Annotated in this window: 15 protein-coding genes; 3 read left to right on the top strand and 12 right to left on the bottom strand. The window is 74.9% G+C overall.

All coding sequences use genetic code 11. From position 1 onward, the window contains the following. Positions 1-49 precede the first annotated feature (49 nt). The 12 genes from ACF09K_RS12110 to ACF09K_RS12055 all read right to left on the bottom strand — a co-directional run bounded on the left by ACF09K_RS12110 (position 50) and on the right by ACF09K_RS12055 (position 12829). Positions 50-769 (bottom strand): DUF6766 family protein, encoded by a 720-nt coding sequence (locus ACF09K_RS12110; RefSeq protein WP_392242740.1) that lies wholly within the window; start codon positions 767-769, stop codon positions 50-52. Between the two features lie 84 nt (positions 770-853). Further along, positions 854-1318, bottom strand: coding sequence for a hypothetical protein (locus ACF09K_RS12105; RefSeq protein ID WP_392242738.1), 465 nt, complete (start codon positions 1316-1318; stop codon positions 854-856). Between the two features lie 72 nt (positions 1319-1390). Then, positions 1391-3010 carry an ABC transporter ATP-binding protein gene (locus ACF09K_RS12100; RefSeq protein WP_392242737.1) on the bottom strand — a complete coding sequence of 540 codons (1620 nt, stop codon included), beginning with the start codon at positions 3008-3010 and terminating at the stop codon, positions 1391-1393. Further along, a complete protein-coding gene (locus ACF09K_RS12095; protein WP_392243187.1) occupies positions 3007-3789 on the bottom strand; it encodes an ABC transporter permease in 783 nt (260 codons plus the stop codon). Before ACF09K_RS12095 ends, ACF09K_RS12100 begins: the two co-directional genes overlap by 4 nt. A 35-nt stretch (positions 3790-3824) precedes the next feature. Next, positions 3825-4796 carry an ABC transporter permease gene (locus ACF09K_RS12090; RefSeq protein WP_392242735.1) on the bottom strand — a complete coding sequence of 324 codons (972 nt, stop codon included), beginning with the start codon at positions 4794-4796 and terminating at the stop codon, positions 3825-3827. Continuing rightward, positions 4793-6361, bottom strand: a complete 1569-nt coding sequence (locus tag ACF09K_RS12085; RefSeq protein WP_392242733.1) for an ABC transporter substrate-binding protein — start codon at positions 6359-6361, stop codon at positions 4793-4795. Before ACF09K_RS12085 ends, ACF09K_RS12090 begins: the two co-directional genes overlap by 4 nt. A 69-nt stretch (positions 6362-6430) precedes the next feature. Beyond that, positions 6431-7249 carry a class I SAM-dependent methyltransferase gene (locus ACF09K_RS12080; protein ID WP_392242732.1) on the bottom strand — a complete coding sequence of 273 codons (819 nt, stop codon included), beginning with the start codon at positions 7247-7249 and terminating at the stop codon, positions 6431-6433. Further along, the gene (locus tag ACF09K_RS12075; RefSeq protein WP_392242730.1) at positions 7246-8634 is read right to left on the bottom strand and encodes an MFS transporter; all 1389 of its coding nucleotides are present in this window, start codon (positions 8632-8634) and stop codon (positions 7246-7248) included. The genes ACF09K_RS12080 and ACF09K_RS12075 overlap by 4 nt, the downstream gene beginning before the upstream one ends. Continuing rightward, the gene (locus ACF09K_RS12070) at positions 8618-9649 is read right to left on the bottom strand and encodes a mandelate racemase/muconate lactonizing enzyme family protein (RefSeq protein WP_392242729.1); all 1032 of its coding nucleotides are present in this window, start codon (positions 9647-9649) and stop codon (positions 8618-8620) included. The genes ACF09K_RS12075 and ACF09K_RS12070 overlap by 17 nt, the downstream gene beginning before the upstream one ends. Continuing rightward, positions 9646-10734, bottom strand: coding sequence for a PLP-dependent cysteine synthase family protein (locus tag ACF09K_RS12065; RefSeq protein WP_392242728.1), 1089 nt, complete (start codon positions 10732-10734; stop codon positions 9646-9648). The genes ACF09K_RS12070 and ACF09K_RS12065 overlap by 4 nt, the downstream gene beginning before the upstream one ends. Beyond that, entirely contained in the window at positions 10731-11576 is an 846-nt protein-coding gene (locus ACF09K_RS12060) for a Rossmann-like domain-containing protein (RefSeq protein ID WP_392242727.1), read from the bottom strand. The genes ACF09K_RS12065 and ACF09K_RS12060 overlap by 4 nt, the downstream gene beginning before the upstream one ends. Further along, entirely contained in the window at positions 11573-12829 is a 1257-nt protein-coding gene (locus ACF09K_RS12055) for an ATP-grasp domain-containing protein (protein WP_392242725.1), read from the bottom strand. Before ACF09K_RS12055 ends, ACF09K_RS12060 begins: the two co-directional genes overlap by 4 nt. A 288-nt stretch (positions 12830-13117) precedes the next feature. On the opposite strand from ACF09K_RS12055, the gene ACF09K_RS12050 reads away from it, so the two are divergent. From ACF09K_RS12050 to ACF09K_RS12040, 3 genes are all read left to right on the top strand, one after another. Further along, entirely contained in the window at positions 13118-14701 is a 1584-nt protein-coding gene (locus ACF09K_RS12050) for a hypothetical protein (RefSeq protein ID WP_392242723.1), read from the top strand. Positions 14702-14983: 282 nt separating this feature from the next. Continuing rightward, the gene (locus tag ACF09K_RS12045; RefSeq protein ID WP_392242722.1) at positions 14984-16660 is read left to right on the top strand and encodes an FAD-dependent oxidoreductase; all 1677 of its coding nucleotides are present in this window, start codon (positions 14984-14986) and stop codon (positions 16658-16660) included. Between the two features lie 220 nt (positions 16661-16880). Then, positions 16881-17506 (top strand): hypothetical protein (locus ACF09K_RS12040; protein WP_392242720.1); only part of this gene is annotated, 626 nt, incomplete at its 3' end.

The raw sequence follows: 17506 nt of genomic DNA, 5'->3' as shown, positions 1-17506 counted from the left end.
GGGTGAGGTGTCACCCCCGGCCCGGACGGGGCGGTACGGGCGGGGAGCCTCAGCCCTCGACGCCGGTGGCGTCGTGCGCCGCGCCGACCGGCTTGGACTCCGGTGAGCCCCGCTGGCGCAGGTAGATCGACAGCACCGCCATGGAGGCGACGGCCAGCAGTTCGGACTGCCAGTTCTGGAGCGTGCGGTTCCAGAAGTCGGCGGCGCCCAGGTACTGGGACCAGCTCAAGGGCGCCTGCAACTGGCGCAGCCGCTGCTCGTTGTAGGCGGCCACGCCGGTGATCGACTGCACCAGCCAGCACAGGACGAAGATGGTGCCCATGACCAGCAGCAGGGAGTGCGAGTACACCGTGCGCCGCCAGCCGGAGGCCGCCGCCCACCTGGGCGAGGTCGCCGCCGCGTGCGCGCCGACCATCTGGTCCTCGTCGGACTCGCTGCCGGCCTTGCCCAGTTCCTTGGACTCCGGGGAGCCCCGCTGGAGCAGCCAGACCGTCGCCCCGATGTAGAGGAAGAACTGGAGGTACTCCGACTGCCAGTTCTCCGCCACGTCGACCGCGAAGTCGGACGAGGTGACGTAGGTGAGGAACCCGACCGTCTGGAGCCGGTCGGCGGCCAGCTGGTTGTTGAAGTCGGCCTGCCCGGCGAACGCCTGCCCGACCAGGGTCAGCAGGAAGCCGAGGGTGAAGAACAGCCCCAGGCCGTTCTCCCCGACGAAGCGCCGGAAGCCGCCGCGTCCGCGGGGACGGGCCGCACGGTCGCGCCCGCTCACCGGTGCATCAGTCCCAGTGTCGCGAGGTAGGCGAGGCCGGCCCCGACGATCAGCAGGATGGTGACGAACAGGGTTCTCACGGGCTCACCCGCCTTTGATCTCGCACTGGTAGGGGGTCCCCGGGCGGGGTGCGCAGCCGGCGGCCACGACCTTCCACCCGGTGGCGAAGTGGGAGAGGAACAGGGTGTCCCGCGCGAGCACCGCCCGCGCCTGGTTGCCGTACACGTCGACCACCCGCACGGCGCCGCCGGGCTTCAGCGACTCCTCGCCGAGCGCCCGCGCGCAGGGGGCGCCGGCCGACTGCTCCAGTTCCTCGACGGTCGCCGGCGCGAGTCCCCCGCACGCGCGGGCGTACGCGCCCTCGCCGAGCGCGTCCTCGAAGGCGGCCGTCGCGGTCCGCACGTCGTCGCGCCGCTCCGACACCGCGCCGCACCCGCTGACGGCAGCGGAGGCGGCGACGGACAGCGCGAGGACGACCGCCGTGCCGCGCACCCGTCCGGCCATCCGCCCCACCTCCACGTCCACGTCCGGGTGCAGGTCCACGGCCACGACCCGCCCCGGCATTACACCGCACGGGTGCTCCCCCTGGCGGATTCCACGCCCGCGATTCGCCCTGTCGGTTCACCGCGTCGCGCCGGGCCCGGCGGACGGTGCGCGATCGCCCCCGGTCCGCCGGGTTCCCGCTCCCGGACGCGCCGCGGGGTCCGTCGACGGGACGGTGGTCGACGGGACGGTGGTCGACGGGGCGGTGAACGGGTGCCGGGGGTCCGTCGGTATCCGCTGTGCCGGGCCCTGTTCGACCAGTTCTCCGGCCTCCAGCACGGCGACGCGGTGGGCGAGGCGCGCGGTGTCCGGGTCGTGCGTGACGAGGACCAGGGCGAGGCCGTCGCCGTCGCGCACGAGGCCCGCCAGGAGGTCGAGGATGCCGCGCCGGGTGACCGGGTCGAGGCCGGAGGTGATCTCGTCGCAGACGAGGACCCGGGGCCGGGCGAGCAGGGCGCGGGCGAGGGCGGCCCGCTGGAGTTCCCCGCCGGAGAGGGTGCCGGGCCGGCGGTGGGCGAGGTCCGCCGGCAGGCCGAGGCGGGCCAGCGTCGCGGACGCCTCCGCTTCGGCGGTGTGTTCGTCGGTGCCGCGCAACCGGACCGCCGTGCGGGCGACCTGCGTGAGGACGGGCCGGAACTCGTCGAACGCGGCACGGGCGTCCTGGAACACGTACTGCACGGCGGCGAGCCGCTCCCGGTCGCGGTGCCGCAGGCTGCGCGGGAGCCGCGTCCCGTCGAGCAGGATCTCGCCGGTGTGGTCGCGGTGCAGCCCGGCCAGGCAGCGGGCGAGCGTGGTCTTGCCGCTGCCCGAGCGGCCGACGACGGCCAGGCACTCGCCGGCGCCCAGCGTGAGGTGCGGGACGCGCAGCACCGTGGTGGCGCCGTGCACGGCGGTCAGGCCGCGGACCGTCAGGACGGGCCGGGCGGCCTCGGCGCCGGTGTCCCGCGGTGGCCGCGTCCGGTTCTCGCCGAGGAGCCGGCGGGTCCACTCGTGCCGGGGGGCGCGCCACAGCCGTTCGGCGGGGCCGGACTCCACGACCCGGCCCGCCCGCATCACCAGGACCTCGTCGGCGAGGGCGCGCACGACGTCCAGGTCGTGGCTGAGCAGCACGACCGCGATGCCCCGGGCCGCGACCGCCGCCAGCTGCGCGACGATCCGGCTCTTGGTCGACGCGTCCTGTCCGGTGGTCGGTTCGTCGGCGACGACGACGCGGGCGCCGAGCAGGAGGGCCTGGGCGAGCACGACCCGCTGCTGCTGGCCGCCGGAGAGCTGGTGCGGGTGGCGCCGCACCAGCGTCCCGCCGTCCGGGAGTTGGGCGTCCTCCAGAGCGCGCAGGACCAACTCGTCTGCCGCCGCCCGGCGTTGGGCGCGCGGCAGGTGACGGACCCGGGAGCGGGCGATGTCGTGGAGGAGGGCGTCGACGCGGCGGGCCGGGTTGAGGACGGCCGCGGGGTGCTGGGGCACGTATCCGACGGGTCCGCCGGCGGGGCGGAGCACCTCACCCGTGACGCGGGCGCCGGGCGGGTACTCCCCCAGCAGCGCGAGGCCGGTGGTGGTCTTGCCGCTGCCGGAGGCCCCCACCAGCGCGGTCACCCGGCCGGGCGGCACCCGCAGGTTCACGCCGTCGACGACGGCCCGCCCGTCGATCTCGACGCGCAGGTCGCGGATCTCCGCCGCAACGGCGGTGGCGTGGCTCACGGACGTCGTCCCTTCCGTCGCGGGGTCTTCTCCAGGGCGGCGTCGAAGAGCAGGTTCGTGCCCGTCGTCAGCGCCACGATCAGCAGGGCGGGCACCACGACCGCCCAGGGCTGCACGAACAGCCCGGTGCGGTTGCGGTCGACCATGACCGCCCAGTCGGCGGCGTCCGGTGCGACGCCCACACCGAGGAAGGCGGCCGTGGACACCAGGTACAGCACACCGGTCAGCCGGATCCCGGCGTCGGCGGCGAGGGTGCGCAGGACGGCCCGGCCGACGTAGCCGACGGCGATGCGCCACCGGGTCTCGCCCTGCATGCGCAGCGCCTCGACCGCCGGACGGGCCGCGGCCTCGCCCGCCGCCGCCCGCACGATCCGGGCCGCGTCGGGCACGTTCACCAGCGCGACGAGCAGCGCGAGCCCGGCCGTGCCCGGCGAGAACACGGACGCCACGAGCAGGATCACCAGCAGGGACGGTACGGCGAGCAGCACGTCCAGCGGCCGCATCAGCAGTTCCTCCAGGCGCCGCACGTGGGTGAGCGCGGCGGCCAGTCCCACGGGGAGGGCGACCAGGTAGGCCAGGGCGGTCGCGGCGAGCGCGCTGAGGACGACCGTACGGCCGCCGAGCAGGACCTGCCGCCACACGTCGCGGCCGACGAAGTCGGTGCCGAGCGGGTGGCCGTCGCCCAGGGCGAAGGACAGCGAGCGGGGGCCCGGTTCGCCGGCGAGGGCGGGGCCCAGGAGGGCGAGGCCGAGCGGGACGGCGACGACGGCCACCCCCATGAAGAAGCGGCCGAAGCGGCCGAAGCGGGCGCGTCTCACGCCGCCACCTCCCCGCGGGGCGTCAGCCGGTGGGCCGCCAGGTCCGCGCCCAGGTTGAGCAGGACGGTCAGCACCCCGAAGACCACGGCCAGTCCCTGGACCACCGGTACGTCCCGTTCGGCGACGGCGTGGAGCAGGACCGTGCCGAGGCCCGGGACGGCGAACAGCGCCTCGACGACGACGACCCCGCACAGCAGCCAGTCGGCGGTGCGGGCCAGTTGCTGCACGGCCGGGGCGAGGGCGTTGGGCAGGGCGTGGCCGTAGCGGACCCGGGCGCCGGGGACTCCGCAGCGGCGGGCGTGGGCGGCGTACGGCGAGGCGAGGGCGTCGACCATGCCGGCGCGGACCAGGCGGGACAGGGAGCAGACCGGCCGGGCGAGCAGGACGAGCACCGGCAGGACCAGGACGGCCGGGTGGGCGAGCAGGTCGGTGCCGTAGCCGACGGCGGTCGGCGGCAGCCAGGCCAGTTCCAGCGCGACGACCGTCACCAGCAGGATCCCGAGGGCGAACTCGGGGACCGCGTACACCGCGAGCGTGACGGAGCTGACCAGGCGGTCCGTGAACCGGCCCTCGTGCCGGGCGGCGAGCACGCCCAGGCCGAGGCCGAGGGGGACGAGCAGGGCCAGGGTGAGGCAGGCCAGCAGCAGGGTCGGGCCGAAGCCGTCGGCGAGGTGGCCGGACACCGGACGGCCGGAGGTCAGGGAGGTGCCGAGGTCGCCGTGCGGCAGGCCGGCCGCCCAGTCCGCGAGGCGCTCGTACGCCGGCCGGTCGAGGTCCATGGCCTCGCGGATCGCGGCGATGCGCGCGGGGTCGGGCTGGTCGCCGGCCAGGGCGACGGCCGCGTCCCCCGGCAGCGCCTCGGTGAGCGCGAAGACCAGCAGCACGACGGCCGCCGTCTGCGCGGCGCCGAGGAGCAGCCGCCGGGCGACGAACGAGCGCGGGCCGCTCGCCCTCGGGCTTCCCCTCACGTCAGCCAGACCTTGTCGAAGCGGGCCCAGTCGAGCGTGTTGGCGGGCGCCCCGGTCTCGACGCCCCGCACGTTGCGGGCGGTCGCGATGATCCAGTCGGCGAACCCCCAGACGAGGAAGCCGCCCTCGGCGTGCAGGCGGCGCTGCATGCGCTCGTAGACGGCGGCCCGTCCGGCCTTGTCGCGGGTGGACTGCGCCTGCTGGTACAGGGCGTCGAAGTCCTGGTGCTTCCATTTGGTGGCGTTGGTGGTGGAGCCGGTGAGCAGGCGCTGCGAGATGTGGGCCTCGATGGGCATGGCGCCGGAGCGGTAGCAGCACAGGGTGCCGTTGTCGAGGATGTCGCTCCAGTAGGAGTCCTTGCTGCCCGTCCGGACGTCGACGGTGACGCCCGCCCGGGCGGCCTGGTCGCGGAAGATGCCGGCGGCCTCGGTGAACCCGGCGGCCACGGGTGAGGTGTCCAGGGTGACCCGGAGCTTCTCGGCACCGGCCTGTTTCAGCAGGGCGCGGGCCCGGTCGAGGTCCTGGGTGCGCTGCGGGAGGCCGTCGGCGTAGTACTCGTAGCCCTTGCCGAACAGGTCGTTGCCGACGACGCCCGCGCCGGACAGGGCGCCGTCGACGAGTTCCTGGCGGTCGGCGATCAGGAAGAACGCCTGGCGCACCCGTTTGTCGTCGAAGGGGGCGCGGTCGGTCTTCATGCAGAAGCCCTGCATGGCGCTGCCCCGCAGCCGCACGATGTCGATCCGTCCCCTGCCCTCGTGGGCGCGGGCGGTGGTGGGGCTCAGTTCGTGGGCGTACTCGACCTGGCCGCCGAGCAGGGCGTTGACGCGGGCCGACTCCTCGTTGGCGACGACGAGTTCCAGCTCGTCGAGGTGCGGGGCGCCGTCCCAGTAGGCGTCGTTGCGGCGGAAGACGGCCGAGCGGCCCGGTGTGAAGGAGACGAACCGGAAGGGCCCGGAGCCGACGGGCGCGCTGTCGAACCGGGTGGCGTTCGCGGGGACGACGTAGGCGCCGAACGCGGCCAGCACGTTCGGGAATTCGGCGGTCGGCCGCTTGAGGACGAACTCGATGCCGCGGGCGCCGGTGGCGCGGCTCGCGTCGAGGTCGACGGGTTCCAGGGACGCCTTCGCCCGGTACGCCCGCTTCGGGTCGGCGATCCGGCGGTAGCTGTACAGGACGTCCTCGGCGGTGACCGGCCTGCCGTCGTGGAAGGTGGCCTCGCGCAGGGTGACCCGCCAGCGGGTGAGCGTCCTGTCGGGTTCCCAGGACGCGGCGAGGCGGGGCCGCGCGGAGAGGTCGGGGCCGTGGTCGGCGAGCTTGTCGTAGAGGGCCTTGGCGCGGGCGACGTCGGCGAACAGGTTGGCCAGGTGCGGGTCGAGGGTCTCGCTCGCTCCGCCGCCGGCGAACGCGGCGCGCAGCCGCCCGCCCTTGCGGGGTGTGCCGTCACCGCTGTCGGCCCGGCCGTCGCCGGTGCCGTCGCCGCAGCCGACGAGGGCGAGGGCGGCGGCCCCCGTGCCGGCGGCGAGGAAGCCGCGTCGGCGCAGACCGGGGAGACGTTCGTCATGCATGGCTGTTCCTTGGAGTGGGATCGGACGGGGACGGGCGCGGGCAGGTGGGGCCGGACGGGCGCGGGCTGTTCAGGGGGTGGTGCCCGGGCGGGGGATGGTGCCCAGGCGGGCCACGAGGTGCAGGCGGTCCCCGTCGGCCGTGGTGCCGGGCGTCGCCCCTTCGCGCCAGGGGGTCTCGGTGCGCGGGCCCGGGCCGTCGTGGAGTTCGAGGACCTCGAAGCCGTGGGCGGCGAGGAAGTGCCGCAGCTCCTGCGGGAACAGGAGCCGCCAGGCGGAGCGCTGCGTGACGGGCGGTGTGCCGTCGTCGGCGTGCCACACGCGCACCCGGCGCAGGAGCTGGGCGTGGCGGTCGACGGACAGGGTGGTGACGGAGCGGTGGGTGACGCCCCGCCAGGTGAAGGCGTCGGCCCTGGGGGTGTCGAGGAGGTCCGTGCAGCCCAGGAGGTGGGCGCCGTTGCGCATCTCCGCGACCAGCAGCCCGCCGGGCCCGAGGGCCCGGCAGCAGGAGGCGAGGAAGCCGTCGAGCTGCTCGTTGGTGTGGCAGTACAGCAGGGCGCTGTCCAGGCAGATCACCGCGTCGAAGGCGGCCCGGCCGAGGTCGAAGCCGTGCAGGTCGGCCCGGAGGTAGGCCGGACCCGGGTGGTGGGCGCGGGCGTGGCCGAGCATCGTCTCCGAGAGGTCGGCGCCGGTCACGGTGCGGCCGGCCCGGTGCAGGTGGGCGGCGTCGCGGCCGGTGCCGCAGCCGATGTCGAGGACCCGTGGACCGGCGTGGTGGTGGCGCAGGCGGTCCTCGGCCCAGCGTCCGGCCAGCCGGTCGGGGTCGGGGAAGCGGGCCTCGTAGAGCGCGGGGTGGTCGGTGAGGAGGTTCGCGCCCGTGGGGAACGTCACGCGTTGCTCCTCTCCTCGGCCGGGTCCGCCGGCTCCGCGGAGGCCACCGAAGCTGCCGAAGCCACCGGATACGCCGGTCCCACGGAAGCCGCCGAGGCTGCCGGATACGCCGGGTCCGCCGGGTCCGCGGAAGCCACCGGAGCAGTCGGCGTCGCGGTGACGGCCCCCGGACTTCCGGGCAGCGCGCCACGCCGGTACAGCCGCGCCACCGCCGCCGCCGACGCCGGGCCGAGCAGCGCGCAGCACACCCACGGCAGCCACCCGGCGCCGGTCTCCTCGCCCGTGTCCATGGCCCAGCCGACGGCCGTGTTGCCGAGGGCGGCGGCGACGCCCGAGACGGCGTAGAAGATCCCGAAGCGGGTGCCGGTCAGCTCGGGGCGGCCGAAGCCGGGTATCAGCTCCATGACGAACGGCGAGGCGACCATGATGCCGAGATGGAGCAGGAGCGCGCCGAGCAGGACGGGCACGGCGTCGAGCCACCCGCCGGACGACGAGCCGGACACCGCCGCCGGGGGCAGGAACGCCAGGCCCATCAGGGTCAGTCCGACGGCGATCCAACGACCGCCGTGGCCCCGCGCCTTGAGGGCCCGGGTGACGCGCAGCTGGAGTGCCAGGTTGGCGAGCGTGCCGAGCAGGAGGACGAGGCCCGCGGCGCCGTCCCAGCCGGTGGCCTGCCGGGCGCCCTCGGGCAGCAGCAGGTAGAGCTGGTTCTCCAGGGTGAACATGCCGACCATGGCGAGGGCGAAGCCGAGGAAGGCCCGGTTGCCGGCCACTTCCCGCCAGTCGGCGAGGACGCCGCCCTTGCCGGGCGGCGCCTTCCGCGCGGGCAGCACGAGCGCCTGCGCCAGGGTGAGGACGGCGAAGACACCGGCGGCGGTCAGCGCGCAGGTGCGGAAGTCGACGAGGAGCAGCGCGCCGCCCAGCAGCGGGCCGATCAGGGCGCCGGTGGTGGCGAACACGTTGAACAGGGCGAACGCCTCCGCCCTGCGCTCCCCCGCCTCCTGCGCGAGGTAGGTGCGCACGGCCGGGTTGAACAGGGCGCCGGCGAGTCCGCTGAGCACCGACGCGGCGAGCAGCACCGGCAGTCCGTCGCCCAGTGCGAACAGCGCGAACCCGACCGTGCGCAGGGCGCACCCGGCGATGATGACGTGCCGCGCGCCGAGCCGGTCGGCCGCGGAGCCGCCGATGAGGAACAGGCCCTGCTGGCTGAGGTTGCGCACGCCCAGGACGATGCCGACGACGACCGCCGACAGGCCCAGGTTCTCGCCGAGGTGGACGGCGAGGTAGGGGATCAGCAGGTAGAAGCCGGTGTTGACGCCGAGCTGGTTGACCAGCAGGAGCCGGACGGCGAGGGGGAAGCGGCGTATCTCATGCCAGGTCCGCACGGGTCACCCCCAGTCCCGGCCGGTCGCTCGCGCGGACGAGGCCGTCCGCGCCGCCGATGCCGCTCCACGGGTCGTGGGCGAGCAGCAGGTGTCCGTCGAGGTCGGCCCAGCGGGCCCGGTCGGCGAGGTGGACGGCGGGTGCGAGGCCGAGGCTGCTGGCGGTGAGGCAGCCCAGCATCAGCGCGGTGCCGCTGCCCTCGACCGCCTCGGCGACGCGCAGGGCCGCCCGGACGCCGCCGCACTTGGCGAGCTTGACGTTGACGCCGTGCACGCGTCCGGCGAGGCGGCGGGCGTCCTCGACGTCGACGGCGTCCTCGTCGGCGATGACGGGCAGGGGCGAGCGTTCGGCGAGGGCGGCGAGCGCCTCCGGGTCGCCGGGAGCGAGGGGCTGTTCGACGGCCTCGACGCCGAGGTCGGCGAAGCGGGGCAGGAGTGCCTCGGCCTGACGGAACGTCCAGGCCCCGTTGGGGTCGAGGAGGAGCCGCACGCCGGGCGCCGCGTCGCGGACGACGCGGACGCGTTCGACGTCGTCCTCGGGGTCGGGGGCACCGGCCTTGACCTTGATGACGCGGAAGCCGCTCGCGGCGAGCCGCCGGGCCTCGGCCGCCGCGTGCGCGAGGGAGGTGATGCCGAGGGTGCGGGCGGTGGCGGCCACGGGTGGCGCGGATGCCCCGAGGAGCCGGTGGACGGGGGCGTCCGCGCGCTTGCCGACGAGGTCGAGGAGCGCGGCCTCGACGGCGGCGGTCACCGCCGGCGGCGCGGCGGGGACGACGTCGGGCAGGGCTTCCAGGGCGCTCTCCGGGTCGGCGAAGCGGTCCAGACGGACGGCGCGGAGGAGGCGCAGCAGGGTGCCGGTGTCGAGGCCGTAGTACACGCTGGTGACGGCCTCGCCGTGGCCGCGCAGTCCGTCGTGCTCCACGGTCAGCCACACGGCGTCGCGAGCGGCCATGGTGGAGCGGGAGATCCGCAGCGGTTCGGCGAGCACGAGGCGTACGGTCCGCAGGTCGGTCCTCATCGGCCGCCCTCCCGGACGGGGAGGGCGGCGAGGGGGTCGGCGACCCGGGTGCAGCGGGCCCAGCCGGTCGCCTCGGTGGTGTGCGGGTGCGGTATCTCGACGGGCCGGGTGGCGGCGGTGGCGGGGTCGAGGCCGTGCGCGGCGGTGAAGTCGTCGTCGTAGACGGTGCCGAGGTAGCGGTGCGGTCCGTCGGGGAAGACGGTCGCGACGACCGCGCCGGGGTGCACGCGGGCCGCCCAGGCGGCGACGCGGGCGACCGCTCCGGTGCTCCAGCCGCCGGTGACGAAGCTGCCGCGGGCGAGTCTGCGGCAGCTGTCGACGGCCTCGGCGGGACCGATCCAGTGGACCTCGTCGAAGGCGTCGTAGGCGACGTTGCGCGGGTGGATGCTGCTGCCGAGGCCGCGCATCAGGCGGGGGCGGGCGGGCTGGCCGAAGATGGTGGAGCCGGTGGCGTCGACGCCGATCAGCCGCAGTGCGGGCCAGTGGCGGCGCAGCGGTGCGACGACGCCCGCGCTGTGGCCGCCGGTGCCGACACTGCACACCAGGATGTCCAGGTGGTCGAGCTGGGTGGCGAGTTCGGCGGCGAGGGAGGCGTAACCGGCGGTGTTGTCGGGGTTGTTGTACTGGTCGGGCCAGTAGGCGCCGGGCAGTTCGGCGAGGAGTTCGCGCAGCAGGGCCAGGCGGGCCGCCTGCCAGCCGCCCTGAGGTGCGGGCCGGTCGGCGATCTCCAGGCGGACGCCGTGGGCGCGCAACAACTGCCGCATGGACGGTTCGAGTTCGCGGTCGCCGACCAGGACGACGGGATGCCCGAGGGCCTGTCCGGCGAAGGCGAGGCCGATGCCGAGCGTGCCGGAGGTGGACTCCACCACCGGTGCTCCGGGGCGCAGTTCGCCGCGTTCGCGGGCGCCGAGGAGCATGGACACCGCGGCCCGCGCCTTCATCCCGCCGGCCGAGAGCGCCTCCAGTTTGGCCCAGAAGCCGGGATGGGCGCCGGGCAGGTCGGCGGTGACGCGCACCACGGGCGTACGGCCGAGCAGCGCCAGGAGCTCCCGGCGCGCGTCGGGCAGGACGGCGGTCGTCGTCATCGCGTGTCTCCCGGACGGCCGTAGCGGTGGAGGGTGCCGGGCCCGCCGTCGAGCCAGAAGAAGGGGTAGGGCTCGGCGCACACCGCGCTCACCCCGTGGCCCAGGAAGCGGGGCAGGACGGCGCTGCCGGTCTGGGCGAACGCCACCAGCTGCTTGCCGTGGGCCAGCGCGTGCCGGCGCAGGGGGTCGAAGGTGCCGTTGCCGAGGGTCATGCCGGAGACGAGCAGGGCGTCGCAGTGGCCGGCCGCGGCGAGCGCGTCGGTGCGGACCGGCTCGCCCCACTCGGTGGTGCCGCCCTTGAGATCGCTCGGGAGGTACCGCAGGCCGCGGGAACGGAGCGCTTCGAGAAGGGAGTTGACGACGCCGACGACGAGGACCGTCGCCCCGGCGGGCAGGTCGAGCAGTTCGACGACGGCGCGGGCCCGGGCCCGGGACTTCTCCAGGGAGGATCCGGCGGACAGCGGGAGGGGCCGGGCGCCGTGCTCGGGGGTGTGCGGGGCGACCCGCATGAGGTAGGCGTCGAGGGCGGCGACCCGCACGGGCGACAGGGGGTGCCGCAGGAGCCGGGCCACGTCGGCGCCGACGCACTCGTCCAGGACGCTGTCCGGCAGTTCTCCCGGCTCGACGGCGCAGGAGCCGACGGCTTCGTCGAGGCGGAGGCTGAGCACCTCGTTGCGGTAGCCGGTGCCGCGCCCGTCGTGGCGTACGGCCTGCCGGGTGGTGAAGGCGACGGCGATCCGCAGCGTGGCCGGGTCGGGTCCGAGGGCACCGTCGCGGACGCGGTCGACGAGGTCGGCGAGGTCGTCGTAGGTGTGGTGGGCGGGGAGGGTCGCGGGGGTCATCGGATCACCAGCCCCGCGCGGAGCCCGGTCAGCAGGTCCTCGACGCGGGCGCGGGCGCCGGGGCCGCGGGTGTCGGCGGCCATGACGTGTCCCAGGTACTCGTTGTTGCTGCCCGCCGCCCGCACCGCCCTGCCGGGGGCGGCGAGTTCCACCTCGAGGACGCCGTCCGCGTCCCGTACGCCGGTCCCGTCGAGCGCCTGAAGGGTGCCGGCGCGGTCCGGCACCAGGAAGCCGACGGCGGCGCTGCGCACTCCGGTGTCGGTCGGCCGCAGGTCGGGGGCGCGGCCGAGGGTGACGTCCACGAACGCGGCGGCGAGGTCGACGCCGGTGACGTGGCGGACGAGTTCGGTGATGCGGTTGCCGGCCGGCCGGGGGTTGACCTCGACGACGCGGGGTCCGTCGGAGGTCAGCTTGATCTCGGTGTGCGCCACGACCCCGTCGGTCAGGCCGAGGGCCTTGAGCGCGCCCAGGGCGGTCTGTTCGGCGGCCTCGGCGTCGGCGGGCGGCAGGTCGGCGGGGAACATGTGGCCGGTCTCGATGAAGGCAGGGGCCCCGCCGACGCTCTTGTCGGTGACGCCGACCACGTGGACCGCGCCCGCGTGCGACACCGTCTCGACGCTGACCTCGGGTCCGTCCAGCAGTTCCTCCAGCAGGACGGCGGGCGACCGCCGCTGCCCGCGGGCGTTCACCGGGAATCCGGCGAGGGCCCTGACGGCGTCGGCGAGTTCGCGTTCGTCGTCCACGCGGCGCACGTACATGCCGGCGCACAGGTCGACCGGCTTGACGACCAGCGGGTAGCCGATCTCCCGCGCCGACCGGGCGAGGTCGGCCCACTCCTCGTGCAGGGCGAAGCGCGGACCGGGCACCGCGGCCTCGGCGAGGACGCGGCGGGTGGCGTCCTTGCGGCAGGCGGCGCCGACCGCCTCGGGGCCGGGGCCGGGCAGGCCGAGGCGGTCGGCGATGCGGGCCACGGCCGGCAGGTAGTAGTCGCAGGAGGTGAGGACGCCGTCGAAGCGCAGGGCCGCGTGGAGCCGTTCGGCCTCGGGGAGCAGGGCCTCGACGTCGTTGGTGTCCGCCGTGACGACGTCGCGGGCGCCGAGCAGCGGGTGCGCCGTGCCCTCGGGGGCCGAGCGCAGGTAGTGGTGCAGATCGCGGGTGAGGAAGGTGAAGGTGTGCCCGCCCTCTCCGATCGCCCGGGGCAACAGCCTGCTCATCGATCCGACCCAGCTCTCGACCATCAGCAGATGAGCCACAATTCCCCTTTTCCAGCGACGGGTTCGGACGTCGGGGCAGCCCGGCGGACCCCCACCGGAGGGGAGGACGCCGAGCCGCGCACCCCCACACGCTATCGATAATCATTTTCATTTACCACTCCCTCCGACCGACCTCCTCGACCGACCCCCGCGGCCGGTCCCCGGCCTGCTTCTCCGCCCGGTCTCTCCGGGCGGACAGGGCGCCCGTCGCCCCTGTCAGCGGTGCACCGACACCCGTAGACTGACAAGTCACCGAAGTTCGGGCGCTGTTGATGGGGGAGGACAGCCATGTCCGGGGATCAGTACGGCATGCACGACCGCGGTTTCCACGTACCACCCATGCCGCCGGGGCCACCGCCGGCGCCGCCCGCGCCGCCGGACGGCGCGCGGGCCGTCGCGGTCGCGGTGCTCAACCTCGGCGGCCTGGGGCTCGGCTACGCGCTGCTGCGCCGCTGGGTGCTCGTGCTCCTGTGCTGGGCCGCCACCGCGGTGCTGCTGCTCGTGGCCCTCCCGGCCGACCCGGACGGCGTCCCGGTGGCGGCCCTCGTCCTGTACACCGTGTTCCTCGCCGGGGCCGCGGCGCACGGCGCGCTCACCGGCCTGCGCTCCCGCACGGCGATCGTGCGACGGGCACCTCTCGCTCTGATGCTGGGCCTGGTCCTGCTCGCCGTACCGGCCGGTGGCGTCGTGCTGTACGACGACGCGCGGGAGGAGGCGACGGAGCAGATGCTCCTCGACCGCCTCGACGAGGCCGACAGGCTGGTCACGGCGTCCGGCAAGAAGGACTTCGGCAGCGGCCGGGCCGGCTACCGCGAGGCGCTGGAGGCCTACGAGGAACTCAGGTCCGACCACCCCGACTCGCGCGCCGCCCAGCGGGTGCCCACCCGGATGAAGACCTTCTACACCACGGTCGCCGCCCCGTACGAGGACGCCGACTACTGCACCGCGGTGGCGCCCCTGACCTACCTGCGCACGGTCCCCGAGGACATGCCCTCCACCGACCTCGGCAGCCTGGAGAAGTGGCCCGACGACCGGCTGGCCACCTCCCTGTACGAATGCGCCTCGCGGGGCCTGGCCTCCGGCCAGTCCACCTGGGCGTCCCAGTTCGGCGAACTGCTGACCACCTTCCCCGACTCCGAACAGGCCGCCAAGGTCCAGCCGGCCGTGGCCGCCGCCGTCACCCGCGAGGTCAAGGGCCTCTCCGGCACCGAACCCTGCACGGCGGTCGAGCGGCTGCGCGACCTCGGCTCCCGCATCGCGGACCTGCCGGGCGACGAGGCGGGCATCGAGGCCGCCCTCACCAAGGACGCCGGACGCGCCACGAGCAGCGCCGACTCGGGCACCTACACCTGCGGCGTGGACCAGTACCGCGACGGTGACTTCGAAGCCGCGCGGACGACGATGAACGAGTACGCCTCGGCCCACCGGACCGCCGGGAACGCGGCCCGGGCGAAGAAGATAGCGATCGCCGCGGAGATCGCCCAGACCCTGCCGGCCGCAGGCAGGACCCTGCCCACGACACGGTCGGGCGGCAGCATCTCGGTCACGGTGAAGAACGACAGCCCCGACGAGGTCACCGTCCTCTACACCGGTCCGGTGACGGGCAGCCTCACCCTCAAGGCCTGCGGCGGCTGCAAGGCGTACTCCCTGGGCAGCACCCTCACCCCCGGCTTCGAGCCGTGCAGCGGCGGCAAGAACTACCCGCAGCGCACGATCAGCCTGCCCCCCGGCACCACCTACTTCGTGCACAAGTCGACGTCGAGCACCTCCTCCACCTCCTCCACGCCCGCCACGGACACCGCGAAGCTGGAGTCCGGCTACGTCTACACGGAGTGCGCCTACACGACGAACTCCCTCGGATCGGGCATCTGAGCGCCCCGGACCGGTCCGCGCGAGGGCCGTCGTGAACGGCCCGAACGGGCTCCGCGAGGGCGACGGCACCGGGGCCGTCGCCCTCGCCGGACCGGTCTCCCCGGACCGGTCTCCCCGGCGCGCGGCGGCCCTCGTACCCGCCGGGGCTCCGGCCGGCGTGCTCACGCACCCTCGGGCGGGTGAAGCCTGGGCCGCCGTTCGCCGGGCGGGGAATGCATGTCAGTCCCGGCCGTCCGGCCGCAAACGGCCGTGTCGGCGGACACGACGTGCTGGAGACACATCATGAACCACAGAACCGACCAATCGGGCGGCCCGGTCCACAGGGTCCCCGTCCTGATCGTCGGCGGCTCCCTCGTGGGCCTGTCGACCTCTCTGTTCCTGGGCCGGCTGGGGGTGCGCCACACCCTGGTGGAGCGCCACTCCGGCACCTCCCGCCACCCCCGCGGACGCGGCAACAACGTCCGCACGATGGAGCTGTTCCGGGTGGCCGGCGTCGAACCGGCGATCCACCGGGCCGCGGCCACCCTGGCCGACAACCACGGCATCCTCCAGGCGCGCGACCTGGTCGACGACGCGGGCGAGTGGCTGGTCAAGGACATCGACCCGGGCGGCGGCCTGGCCCGCTTCAGCCCGAGTTCCTGGTGCCTGTGCAGCCAGAACGACCTGGAGCCGGTCCTGCTCGACCACGCCACGACGCTCGGCGGCGACCTGCGGTACTCCACCGAACTGCTGTCGTTCGACCACGACTCCGACGGTGTCACCGCGCTGGTCAAGGACCGGGAGACCGGCGAGCACACCAGGATCCGCGCGGACTACCTGGTCGCCGCCGACGGCCCCCGCAGCCCCGTCCGCGAGCAGCTCGGCATCGGCCAGAGCGGCCCCGGCGAGCTGTTCAGCAACGTCAGCATCACCTTCCGGTCCCGCCTCCTCGCCGACGTGGTGGGCGAGCGCCGGTTCATCGTCTGCTACCTCACCGGCCCGGACGGCGACGGCGCGCTGCTGCCGGTGGACAACCGGGAGAACTGGGTCTTCCACGCCCCCTGGCACCCCGAACGCGGCGAGACGCTGGAGGACTTCACCGACGAGCGCTGCGCCGAGCACATCCGGCGCGCGGTCGGCCGGGCGGACCTCGACGTCGAGGTCACCGGGCGGGCGCCCTGGCACGCCGCCCAGCGCGTGGCCCGCGGCTACCGCTCGGGCCGCGTCCTGCTGGCGGGCGACTCCGCCCACGAGATGTCCCCCACCGGGGCCTTCGGCTCCAACACGGGCATCCAGGACGCGCACAACCTGGCCTGGAAGCTGGCGGCGGTGCTCGGCGACTGGGCGGGCCCCCGCCTGCTGGACTCCTACGACCTCGAGCGCCGCCCCGTGGCGGAGGCGACCAGCGCCCGCGCCGCGGTCCGGTCGGCGGAGCACAGCCACCCCGGTTTCGCCCCGCCGGCCGGCGCGGGCGGGGGCGGCCCGCAGCGCGGCATCCTCAACGTGGCCCTCGGCTACCGCTACCCGCAGGGCGCCGTCGTCGGCACCGACCCCACCTCACCGGTGGTCCCGGAGAAGCTCGCCCTCGACGGCTCCCCCGGCACCCGGGCGCCCCACCTGTGGGTCCGGCACGAGGACAGGCGGCTGTCCACGCTCGACCTGTACGAGCGGTCCCTGGTCCTGCTGAGCGACGCCGACGGCGACGCCGGGGCCGGCCGGTCGGACGGCTGGCACGAGGCCGCCGTCCGGCTGGCCGGTGAACTCTCCGTACCCCTCGTGTCGTACCGCGTGGGAGCGGGACCCGACGCCGCGCTGGTGCCCGAGGACGGCGCGGACTGGCGGGAGCGCCACGGCACGGCGGCCGGAGGTGCCGTCCTGGTGCGGCCGGACGGGTTCGTCGCCTGGCGCTCGCCCGGTCCGGTCCCGGAGCCCGAACCGGTGCTGCGGCGCGTCCTGACCACGGTGCTGGCCCTCTCCTGACCGGCCGTCGGATGCCGTGAGGGCGCCCGCGGGGCCTGTGCCGGACCTCCCCGGAGGCCGGCGCAGGCCCTTCGTCGTTCCCCCGGGTGCCACCCGCTCTCACCCGGCTGAGCGTCCTGAGTGGTGGAACGTCCCGGAGTGACTGACGGTGGATCACGTCGGGGCCGGGTTCTCTCAGCTGACGAACCGCCAGCTGCCCGGCCGACGGAAGGACCCTCATATGCGCTCAGCACGCATGATCCTGGCCACCGCGACGGCCTCGGCCGCCCTCGCCCTCGCCGCGCCCGGCGTGTACGCGGCGGGCGGTGACTGGGAGCACGACGACTCCTCCTACAGCAAGGAGAAGGACCAGGGAAGCAAGCACGACGACTCCTCCTACGGCAAGGAGAAGGACCAGGAGAGCAAGCACGACGACTCCTCCTACGGCAAGGAGGACGACTCCTACGGCAAGGAGAAGGACCACGGGAGCAAGCACGACGAGCCGCGCGGCGGCATGCACACCGGCGGCGGCGCGCTGACCGCGCTCAAGGCGGACGACTGGGGCACCGCGCGCGACTCCAAGGACGACTCGGAGACCTACAAGAAGGACAGCGAGCACGGCAAGGACTCCTCCTGGACCAAGGACGACGAGGAGAAGAAGTCCTGGAACGGCGAGGAGAAGCCGCGCGGCGGCATGCACACCGGCGGCGGCGCGCTGACCGCGCTCAAGGCGGACGACTGGGGCACCGCGCGCGACCCCAAGCACGACCCGGAGACCTACAAGAAGGACAGCGAGCACGGCAAGGACTCCTCCTGGACCAAGGACGACGAGGAGAAGAAGTCCTGGAACGGCGAGGAGAAGCCGCG

This window comes from Streptomyces sp. NPDC014882, assembly GCF_043081325.1.
Lineage (GTDB): Bacteria > Actinomycetota > Actinomycetes > Streptomycetales > Streptomycetaceae > Streptomyces.
This window is presented reverse-complemented; position numbering and strand designations above follow the sequence as displayed.

Excerpts from the sequence above, each read along its gene's own strand:
- ACF09K_RS12045 (WP_392242722.1), top strand. The coding sequence starts at position 14,984 with ATGAACCACAGAACCGACCAATCGGGCGGCCCGGTCCACAGGGTCCCC.
- ACF09K_RS12070 (WP_392242729.1), bottom strand. The coding sequence starts at position 9,649 with ATGAGGACCGACCTGCGGACCGTACGCCTCGTGCTCGCCGAACCGCTG.
- ACF09K_RS12060 (WP_392242727.1), bottom strand. The coding sequence starts at position 11,576 with ATGACCCCCGCGACCCTCCCCGCCCACCACACCTACGACGACCTCGCC.
- ACF09K_RS12065 (WP_392242728.1), bottom strand. The coding sequence starts at position 10,734 with ATGACGACGACCGCCGTCCTGCCCGACGCGCGCCGGGAGCTCCTGGCG.
- ACF09K_RS12095 (WP_392243187.1), bottom strand. The coding sequence starts at position 3,789 with ATGGGGGTGGCCGTCGTCGCCGTCCCGCTCGGCCTCGCCCTCCTGGGC.
- ACF09K_RS12050 (WP_392242723.1), top strand. The coding sequence starts at position 13,118 with ATGTCCGGGGATCAGTACGGCATGCACGACCGCGGTTTCCACGTACCA.
- ACF09K_RS12085 (WP_392242733.1), bottom strand. The coding sequence starts at position 6,361 with ATGCATGACGAACGTCTCCCCGGTCTGCGCCGACGCGGCTTCCTCGCC.